Source organism: Mycobacterium sp. TH-M116 (genome assembly GCF_057473685.1).
On sequence record NZ_JBYCLC010000066.1, the window covers coordinates 1 to 7190 of the forward strand.

6 protein-coding genes are annotated in these 7190 nt (G+C 66.9%); 3 read left to right on the plus strand and 3 right to left on the minus strand.

The window, feature by feature from the left end; all coding sequences use genetic code 11:
* Both AC2VOK_RS03405 and AC2VOK_RS03410 read right to left on the minus strand, forming a co-directional pair.
* Nucleotides 1-559 (minus strand): PPE family protein (locus AC2VOK_RS03405; protein ID WP_428899229.1); only part of this gene is annotated, 559 nt, incomplete at its 3' end.
* Nucleotides 560-1015: 456 nt separating this feature from the next.
* Nucleotides 1016-1210 carry a ferredoxin gene (locus AC2VOK_RS03410; protein WP_428899230.1) on the minus strand — a complete coding sequence of 65 codons (195 nt, stop codon included), beginning with the start codon at nucleotides 1208-1210 and terminating at the stop codon, nucleotides 1016-1018.
* Between the two features lie 238 nt (nucleotides 1211-1448).
* Between AC2VOK_RS03410 and AC2VOK_RS03415 the strand changes: the two genes are divergently transcribed.
* From AC2VOK_RS03415 to AC2VOK_RS03425, 3 genes are all read left to right on the plus strand, one after another.
* Complete coding sequence (locus tag AC2VOK_RS03415; RefSeq protein ID WP_428899231.1) at nucleotides 1449-2600, plus strand: cytochrome P450; 1152 nt, start codon at nucleotides 1449-1451, stop codon at nucleotides 2598-2600.
* 2 nt (nucleotides 2601-2602) lie between these two features.
* Nucleotides 2603-3763 carry a cytochrome P450 gene (locus tag AC2VOK_RS03420; RefSeq protein ID WP_428899232.1) on the plus strand — a complete coding sequence of 387 codons (1161 nt, stop codon included), beginning with the start codon at nucleotides 2603-2605 and terminating at the stop codon, nucleotides 3761-3763.
* An 87-nt stretch (nucleotides 3764-3850) separates the two neighbouring features.
* On the plus strand, nucleotides 3851-5026 hold the full coding sequence (locus AC2VOK_RS03425; protein WP_428899233.1) for a cytochrome P450: 1176 nt from the start codon (nucleotides 3851-3853) through the stop codon (nucleotides 5024-5026).
* Nucleotides 5027-5054: 28 nt separating this feature from the next.
* On the opposite strand, the gene eccCb is transcribed toward AC2VOK_RS03425, so the two are convergent.
* The coding region (gene eccCb / locus AC2VOK_RS03430) for a type VII secretion protein EccCb (RefSeq protein ID WP_428899234.1) at nucleotides 5055-7190 on the minus strand (2136 nt) is incomplete at its 5' end.

The window sequence follows — 7190 nt, forward strand, 5'->3', positions numbered from 1 at the left end:
CCGCCATGGCCTGCTCGGCGCCCGCATTCGGGTTACTCGTCTGTGGCGGGGAGTCGAACGGGACCAGCTGCGAGGCGGTCAACGACGAGGCGAGGTAGCCATACATGGCGGCAGCGTCCTGCGCCCACATCTCCAAGTACTGCGCTTCGGTGGCCGCGATCGCCGGCGTGTTCTGCCCGAAGAAGTTGGTCGCGATCAGCGTCAGCAGCAAAGACCGGTTCGCGGCGATCACCGGCGGCGGCACCGTCATCGCGAACGCCGTCTCGTAGGCGCCCGCGGCCGCCCTGGCCTGATTGGCGGTCTCCTCAGCGCGGGCAGCCGCCGCACTGAGCCACATCACATACGGCGCGGCGGCCGACATCATCGAGGCCGATGCCGGCCCCACCCAGGGTCCACCGGTCAATTCCGTGGTCACCGAACCGTAACCGGTTGCGGCAGCACCGAGTTCGGCCGCCAACCCGTCCCATGCCGAGGCGGCCGCCATCATCGGCGCCGAACCTGGGCCCATGTACATGCGACCGGAATTGATTTCGGGCGGTATCGCCCCGAACTCAAACACCGCGCCCTCCCTTATTGGGCCGTGGTCGTCGGGCGACCCCAACGTTCGAACAAGGACTGGACGAGGCCGCGGTCATGCGTTCGTCACATTCGCCGCTTCCGCCGCCGAGTCCGTGGAGTTCTTCGCTGCACCTTTGCAGTCGGCAAATCCAGTCGCGAGGCAAGCCGAACACGTTGGCGTGTTGTTTCGCGGCGGCGGACTTGCGAACCCTCAACGGGATTCCCATGAGACCGGTCACGAGCAACGCGCGCATCCTGTTCGGACACCCCCATAGTCAGCAACCGAGCGACAGCTCGCTTACGGGCCGACCTGTCGCTCGGCACAGACATTAAACCGTTATACGCGGGACGCCCAACGGAGACGCCAACTGTTCATTGCCCGCCGACCACTGTTCACTCGAAGTCAACGGCCGTTCATGTGCCGTTTGCTCGGCTGTTGACTGAGCGGACAGTGCCGTCAACCCTCCTCGAGGATGAGCGCCATTTCCGGACAGGAGGCCACACCCTCGCGTGTCAGCTCCTCGTCCTCGGGCCGCACCTCGTGCTCTTCGAGGATCGAATAGCCCGAGTCGTCGATCGGGAATAACTCGGAACTGACGGCGTAACACTGTGCGTGCCCTACGCATTTCGACTTCTCGAGACGAACCTTCACCTGAGTTCCTTCTTCGGCGGCTCCGACAAGCACACCAGGTCGGATTGACAACTCGCTAGGTAGATTAGTCGGTCGGTAGGGTCAGGTGGATGGCCGCACAGACGCGCGCCGCTTGAGCACGGCATTGCGCCCGAAAACGAATCGGTGCGTCGCCGGCGCGCTGCATGCACAATTGGCTCGGCCAGTAGCCTCGCCACATCGGACGATCACCAAGACAGATAGGCGGACACCAGGTCGCATGAGCATTCTCGACGACTGGCAGCCTGGCTGCTCCCCCATGCCGCGGCTGGAATACTCGACGTTGCCGATGGCTGAGGACCGGGGTGCCGGATGGAAGGCCTTGCGCGATGCCGGGCCGGTCGTCTACATGAACGGCGCCTACTACCTGACCCGCCGCGAGGACGTGCTGAGGGCACTGCGCGAGGCGAACCTCTTCTCGGCCCAACTGGCGCTGCAACCTCCCGGCAGCCCCGTTCCGGTGTTGCCGTCGGCGTTCGACCCGCCCGAGCACACCCGCTACCGCAAGATTTTGCACCCTTACTTCAGCCCGGAAGGCCTGAGCAAGTCGCGGCCCGTGCTGGAACGCCACGCCAGAGACATGATCGCAGGACTGGCGGGCCGGGGCGAATGCGAGGTGATGGCCGATTTCGGACGCCTCTATCCCTACCAGGTGTTCATGGATCTGTACGGGTTGCCGCTGACCGACCGCGACCGCGTGATCCGCTGGAAGGACGCCGTGGTGGCCGGCCATTCCGAGGGCGACGAGCTGTACGACTATTTCGCCGACGTCATCCGGCGACGCCGCACGAGCCCGGGCTCGGACTTGTTGACGCAGATCATGACCGGACCGGGCGAGCTCACCGACCTCGAACTGCTGGGCATGACGCACCTGCTGATCCTGTCCGGCCTGGACACCGTGGCCGCGGCGATCGGCTTCTCGTTGTTCGAACTGGCCCGCAGACCGCAGCTGCGCGGTGAGCTTCGCGAAAATCCAAAGCAAATAAGGGTTTTCATCGAAGAAATTGTCAGGCTCGAGCCGTCGGCGCCGGCCGCGGCCCGGGTCACCACCGACTTCGTCAAGGTGGGCGGCATGACGCTGCCCCCGGGCACACCGGTCCGGCTGTGCACGGCCGCCATCAACCGCGACGGCAGCGACCAGACCTCCACCGACGAGCTGGTCGTGGACGCCACGATGCATCGGCACTGGGGGTTCGGGGGCGGACCGCACCGCTGCCTGGGCTCCCACCTGGCACGGATGGAACTGACCATCATCGTCGGCGAGTGGCTCAGGCAGATTCCCGACTTCGACCTCCCCGACGGCTACGTCCCGGCGATCCCATTCCCGTCGAAAACCTTCGCGCTCACGTCATTGCCGCTGCGCTGGGACTGACCATGAGTACGCGCGCAGAACATCAGTCGGGTGCATTCCGGCTGCCGCGGCTGGAGTACGCGACCTTACCGCTCAGCACAGACCGCGGCGCCGGCTGGAAGGCGCTGCGGGACGCCGGTCCGGTCGTGTACATGAACGGCCACTACTACCTGACCCGACGCGAGGACGTGCTGGCTGCGCTGCGCGACCCCGCGCTCTTCTCGGCACGACTGGCGCTGCAACCCCCCGGCAGTCCGGTGCCGGTGGTGCCGCTGGCGTTCGACCCGCCCGAGCACACGTTCTACCGCACGATCCTGGACCCCTACTTCAGCCCGCAGGCGGTGGGCAGATCCCGGCCCGTGCTGCAGCGCCACGCCGCCGAGATGATCGCGGAGCTGGCCGGCCGAGGCGAATGCGAGGCGATGGCCGACTTCGCCCGCCTTTACCCGTTCCAGGTGTTCATGGACCTCTACGGGCTGCCACCCGAGGACCGGGACCGCGTGATCGGGTGGAAGGACGCCGTGGTCGCCGGCAGATCCGCGGCGGGCCAGGGCGAGGAGTTGCTGGGGTATTTCGCGGACGCCATCGAGCGACGCCGCGGCAGCCGGGGCGCCGACATGCTGTCGCAGATGATGCACGGGCCCGGCGAGCTCAGCGACCTCGAACTGCTCGGCACGGTCTTCCTGCAGATCCTGGCCGATTTGGACGTGGTGGCGGCGGCGATCGGGTTCTCGCTGTTCGAGCTGGCGCGACGACCCACGCTGCGCGCCCAGTTGCGCACGGACGCCAGGCAGGTCAGAGCGTTCATCGAGGAGGTCGTCCGGCTCGAACCCTCGGCGCCGGTGGTGGCCCGGGTCACCACCGACTATGTCAAGGTGGGCGGGATGACGCTGCCCCCGGGGACCTCGGTGCGCCTGTGCATCGCCGCCATCAACCGCGACGGCAGCGACGAGACGTCCAGCGACGACCTGGTGATGGACGGAAAACTGCACCGGCACTGGGGTTTCGGCGGCGGACCGCACCGCTGCCTGGGCGCCCACCTGGCCCGGCTGGAGCTCACCGTGATCGTCGGCGAGTGGCTCCGGCAGATCCCGCACTTTCACCTGCCACCCGGCTACACCCCGGAAGTCGAATTCCCGTCGAAAGCGATCGCGCTGAAATCGCTGCCGCTGCGCTGGGACTGACCCGGGCACCTGCGCGTTCGGGCCGGCAATGCAAGATTGGTGTGCCATCACGACCCGAGAAACCCCCGAGCAAGCGGAGATCAGCGCATGAACGCTCCCGACGAAGGCCAGCCCGGCTCGTTTTACCTGCCGCGCCTCGAGTACTCGACGCTGCCGATGGCCGAAGACCGCGGCGTAGGGTGGAAGACGTTGCGCGACGCCGGTCCCGTGGTGTTCATGAACGGTCACTACTATCTGACCCGCCGGGAGGACGTGCTGGCCGCACTGCGCAATCCGAAGGTGTTCTCCTCACGGTTGGCGCTGCAACCCCAGGGCAGCCCGCTGCCGGTGGTGCCGCTGGCATTCGACCCGCCAGAACACACCCGCTACCGCAAGTTCTTGCAGCCATATTTCAGCCCGCACGCACTCAGCAGATCCCGGGTGGCGCTGGAGCGCCACGCCACCGAGTTGATCGGGGCGTTCGCCGGCCGGGGCGAATGCGAGGCGATGGCAGACCTCGCCCGCCTGTACCCGTTTCAGGTCTTTCTGGACCTCTACGGCCTACCTCTGGAGGACCGGGACCGGATGATCGCCTGGAAGGACGCGATCGCAGCCGACAAGCCCTACCTCACGCCGGAGGATCTGGCCGAGAGCGGCAAATTGCTGACATATCTCGCCGAGACCATCCAGCGGCGTCGGGAGAATCCCGGTTCTGACATGTTGTCGCAGCTGATGACCGGCCCGGGCGAATTCACCGACCTCGAGCTGTTGGGCATGACCCACCTGCTGGTGCTTGCGGGCTTGGACACGGTCACCGCAGCGATCGGGTTCGCCTTGTACGAACTGGCGCGCAGGCCGCAGCTGCGCACCCAACTCCGCGACAACCCCAAACAGATCAGGGTCTTCATCGAGGAGATCGTCCGCCTGGAGCCATCGGCGCCGGTGGCGCCCCGGGTGACCACGGAAGTCGTCACCGTCGGCGGCATGACGTTGCCCGCGGGCACGCCGGTGCGGTTGTGCATGGCCGCGATCAACCGCGACGGCAGCGACGGCATGTCCACCGACGACCTGGTCATGGACGGAAAGGTGCACCGGCACTGGGGTTTCGGCGGCGGGCCGCACCGTTGCCTGGGCTCGCACCTGGGCCGGATGGAACTGACGGTGGTCGTCGGGGAATGGCTCAACCAGATCCCCGACTTCGCGCTACCCGCAGACTACACTCCCGAGATCGCATTCCCGTCAAAGACGTTCGCACTCAAGGCATTACCGCTTCGCTGGGACTGACCTGACCGCCCGACGCAGCCCCCGCGAACTACTTGCGGACCTCGGTCGCCGCTACCTGAACGAACACGCCGGTGTCCTCGGCCATCAGCAGGCCACGGCCACGGGGCAGCGGACCCCCCTTCATCTTGCCGCGGATGAAACCCTCGTCGGGGTCGGCGTCCATCACGAGCAGCGGCGCATTCGCCTGGTGCAGCGCCCGCAACATCGGGTCGCTGCCCGCCGACGACCAGCCGCCGAACGAGCGGGTGACGATCACGTGCAGGCCCACGTCGGCGGCCCTGGTCACCCACGGAACGACCTTGTGCAGCGGCGAGTCGAATCCCGTCGGGAGTTGCTGAATGTCGTCGACGATCAAGAAGATCTCCGGACCGCTCCACCATGACCGCGACAGCAGTTCCTCGGCGGACAAACCGGCTGGTGGCTCGCGTCCCGCCAGCACCTCGGCCAGTTCGCCAATGATGGCCTGCACGCCGTCGAGGTTGTAGGCGAACCTCTCCACGTAATCGGAGCCCAGTGCGGTCAACAGTTGACGGCGCGGGTCGACCAGCCAGACCTGGGCCGAACGTTGCGACGTGGCAGACGCGCTGCTGGCGCCCGGATCATACAGTCGCCCGATCTCGGCCATGATGGTGGCCATCGTGGTGGTCTTCCCGCATTCGCGCCGCCCCGTCACCATCAGGTGCGAGTTCTCGGCGAAATTGAGGTACACCGGGTTGAGGTCCAGTTCCGAGATGCCCCAGGCGATCCCGCCGGCACCCACGCCCTGGCGGGTGTCCCGGGCGGCCAGCTCCCGCACCTGCTGGACGCCGAAGGTGGCCGGCAGCCGCCGCACCGGCGGGGCCTGACCGCTCGTGATTCTGCTGACCGCTTCGACGATGCTGTCGGACTCGAACACGTTGCTGGGCGTGCCGGCCAGCGCGGGCCGGGCCACCAGCGTGTGCAGACCCGACTGGGGGTCGGCGTCGAGGCGGATGTAGTTGACCGCGACCATGCCGCGGCCCGGCTTGACCGGCACCTCCTTGGCGAACCGGGAACGCACCAGCTTGGCGTCTTCCACGGCCGCCAGCCGCAATTCGACGCGCGAACCGAAACCGCTGCGCACCGGCGGGCGCAACTCCGATTCGCGGTCGGCGGTGACGATCACATGGACACCGAACGAGGGTCCCTGGTTGATGATCAGGTTGACCTGCTCGATGAGGACTTCGTTCTCCTCGGCGAGCGCCCGGTAGTTGTCGATCACCAGGTAGACATCGCCGAACACATCGGGCACCGGCCCGGGGGCACCACCGAACTTACGGCGCCGGAACACCTCCATCGAGGGAATCCCGTATTCGAGGAACGTACGCTTTCGGTCACGCACCAGCGCCAGCAACTCGGCCACGGTACGGCGCACGCCGTAGGGATCCGTCGGGCCGACCACCTCACCGACGTGGGGCAGCTGTGCGATCGTGGTCAACGCGGTGCTGCTGTAGGCCAGGCAGTAGAACTGGACCTGCTCGGGGGTGTGGGTCATCGCAGCGGCGCAGATCAACGTCTGCAGCGCCGTGGTCTTGCCCGAACCGCCGGCGCCGAGGATCAGTACGTTGGCGCCGGGGCCCGAGGTATCGACCGTCCACGGCGGCTGGTCGTGCTTGAACGGACGGTCGATGATTCCGAGCGGGAACACCAGGTCCTGCGCCGTCCCGTAGTCCTGCTGCCACGGGTGCCCGAGGAACCGGTTGACCAGCACGTCGATCGCCGTGGCCTGGTTCAGCGGTGGCTGCCACAGCCGGTAGGGCTCGAACGGGATCTTGCGCAACTGGTCGATGATCACGGTACCGATCTTCGGTACCCGGATTCCCTCTTCGTCTTCCTCCTCGGCCTCGATGGGCATCGCCACGTGGGCCGACTCACCGTTCGTCGGGATCGCGACCTGATCCGGCCCCCCGACGCTGACCTCGAGCGGGGTGAAGGAGTTGGTGAACAGTTGCGGGCGTACGTAGTCGATGCTGTGCACCAGCCTGGGCGCTTCGTCGCCGTCGATCGTGACACCGCGGGGGATGAAGTCGCGCCACAGGAACTCCGCCTGGAACCGGACCGTGTCCTCGAGGCTCCGGCGGAAGTAACCCAGACCCGCCTGGGCCGGCAGGTTCACTGCGTTGGGCACACCGGCCGCCTGCGCCGC